We start from the raw sequence: 2,589 nt of genomic DNA, 5'->3' as shown, positions 1-2,589 counted from the left end.
GTCGTAGAAATAGTCGAGACCGGCCTCGCCGATCGCCACCACTTTCGGGTGGGCGGCCAGCCGCACGAGATCGGCAGATGTTACGTCGAGCTCTTCCGCGGCATTGTGCGGATGGGTGCCGACCGAACAGTATACTTCGTCGAAAGTCTCTGCGATTTCAAGGATTTGCTGCAATCTCTTCACGCGAGTTGAGATCGTCACCATGCGGCCTATACCGGCCGCCTTGGCGCGAGCGACAACAGCAGCCCGCTCCTCGGCGAAATCTGGAAAATCCAGATGGCAGTGGCTGTCGACGAGCATCAGACGTTCGCGTCCGGCTGTTCGACGTAACGTGGAAAAACCCCTTCCGGCACGGGTAACGCGGTGCCCGGCACCAGCGTATGGTCCGCGTGGACATGCACGAAGTCGCGGCTGTCCGCCGGCACCGCCAGCAGATCGAGCAGTTTCGCGGCTGATCCCGGAGTAAAGGGCTGACACAGCACCGCCACGCGGCGCACGACCTCGGCGGTCGTCCACAGTACGGTTTCCATGCGCTCCGGATTGGTCTTCTTCAACGCCCATGGTGCCTCTCCGGCAAAGTAGCGATCGGCTTCCGCCACCACGCCGAAGATCGACGCCAGCGCCAGATGGATGCCCTGCTCGGCCATCGCTTTGCGCGCGGTGTCGAGAGCGGCGACGGCCTGGTCCAGGATCGCGCTGTCGGCATCCGTCAGGTCGCCGCGCTGGGGCACCACGCCGCCGCAGTTCTTGGCGATCATCGACAGCGAGCGCTGGGCCAGATTGCCGAGACCATTGGCAAGGTCGGCATTGGTGCGGTTGACGATCGCGTCATGGCTGTAGCTGCCGTCGTTGCCGAACGGCACCTCGCGCAGGAAGAAGTAGCGCACCTGGTCGAGACCGTAGTGCTCGACCATCGCGAATGGATCCACGACGTTGCCAACCGATTTCGACATCTTCTCGCCGCGATTGAACAGGAAGCCATGCGCGAAAACGCGCTTTGGCAACTCGATGCCCGCTGACATCAGAAAGGCCGGCCAATAGACCGCATGGAAGCGGACAATGTCCTTGCCGATGATGTGCGTAGCCGGCCAATAGCGCCATTGCTCGGCCTTTGTGTCGGGATAGCCGGCGGCGGTGATGTAGTTGGTCAAGGCATCGACCCAGACATACATCACATGCTTGTCGTCGCCCGGCACCGGCACGCCCCATTTGAAGGTCGTGCGCGAGATCGACAGATCCTTCAGCCCAGACTTGACGAAGCTGAGCACCTCGTTGCGGCGCTCGGTCGGACCGACAAAGTCGGGCTGGCTCTCATAAAGCGCCAGCAATTTGTCCTGATAGGCGGAAAGCCTGAAGAAGTAGCTTTCTTCCTCGTTCCATTCGACGGGCGAGCCGAGCGGTTCGCGACGCACGCCGTCGTCGCCGACGATCGTCTCACCTTCGTCGAAATAGGCTTCCTGGCGAACCGAGTACCAGCCGCTATAGCGGTCGAGATAGATGTCGCCATTGGCGGCCATCGCCTTCCAGATTGCCTGGCAGGATTCGTAGTGGCGCGGTTCCGTCGTGCGGATGTAGTCGTCGTTCGAGCCACCCATCGCCTCGGTCATGGCGCGGAAAATCGCCGAATTGCGGTCGGCCAGCGCCAGCGGCGTTATGCCCTCCTTCTCGGCCGTTTGCTGCATCTTCAGACCGTGTTCGTCGGTACCGGTCAGGAAGAAGACGTCCTTGCCGTCCAAGCGCTGGAAGCGCGCCAGGGCATCGGTTGCAATGACCGTATAGGCGTGGCCGATATGCGGCTTGCCGTTCGGATAAAAGATCGGGGTGGTGATGTAGAACTTGTCGCGTGACATGAATGAACCGTCATGAATGTCTGAATGGAAAGGCGTGGCGGTGGATATCGTATCGAGGCAGCATTTGCCATCCCGATGCCAATGCATGCCGCCCAAAAGTGGCCCCGGTTTTGGGGACAACGGCATGCATCGGGAAAACCGTCACATTCGCATTGCAGAATTCAGGCGGTCGATCATGATCAGGGCGTGCTGCTTCTTGTCGAGATTGTAGGTATCGGTCTCAGATATAGCGTCCAGCGCCTCATGCCAAGTGTCCGACAGCGTTTTGGCCCGTGCGAGATCGCCAGCCAGTGCTGCCTGGCTTGCCGCCTCCGACAACTGGTCCAGCGCCCGGCGGTTGAAGATATCGAACTGGATCGTCTGATCGCGGCCGGCCACGGCTTCGGCGAGGCGAAACGCGCCGCCGACATCGCTCTTTCTGCCGGTGACCAGAGTGTCGAGCGTGGAGGCGATCTCCAGCCCGCCATACTGCGTCAACAGGATCGCGTTGCGGGCGCTGCCCCCTGCCCGCCCGACCAGTGCCGCGCGAGCCGCCGGATCGCCAGGCGGCGCCGGCTCGGTCGTTTCCAGCACCGTCATCAGGTCGTCGGCGTCGAGCGGGTTCAATCGAACCACCTGACAGCGCGACCGGATCGTCGGCAGCAGGCTGCCCGGCGCGTGGACAATCAGGATGAACAGCGTCCGCGCCGGTGGCTCTTCAAGATTTTTCAGCAACGCATTGGCGGCATTGGTATTCATG

2 protein-coding genes and 1 pseudogene are annotated in these 2,589 nt (G+C 61.7%); all 3 read right to left on the bottom strand.

Annotation, left to right across the window (positions count from 1 at the left end):
- On the bottom strand, positions 1-300 hold a 300-nt coding region (locus tag EOD15_RS32435), incomplete at its 3' end, for a TatD family hydrolase (RefSeq protein ID WP_185929138.1).
- A complete protein-coding gene (metG, locus tag EOD15_RS32430; protein WP_127320800.1) occupies positions 300-1,850 on the bottom strand; it encodes a methionine--tRNA ligase in 1,551 nt (516 codons plus the stop codon). The genes EOD15_RS32435 and metG, both read right to left, overlap by 1 nt.
- A 141-nt stretch (positions 1,851-1,991) precedes the next feature.
- Positions 1,992-2,589: pseudogene (locus EOD15_RS32425) on the bottom strand (DNA polymerase III subunit delta'); the annotation flags it as partial.

The sequence above is a fragment of the Mesorhizobium sp. M7A.T.Ca.US.000.02.2.1 genome (genome assembly GCF_003996995.1).
Classification (GTDB): Bacteria; Pseudomonadota; Alphaproteobacteria; order Rhizobiales; family Rhizobiaceae; genus Mesorhizobium.
This window is presented reverse-complemented; position numbering and strand designations above follow the sequence as displayed.

Excerpts from the sequence above, each read along its gene's own strand:
- metG (WP_127320800.1), bottom strand. The coding sequence starts at position 1,850 with ATGTCACGCGACAAGTTCTACATCACCACCCCGATCTTTTATCCGAAC.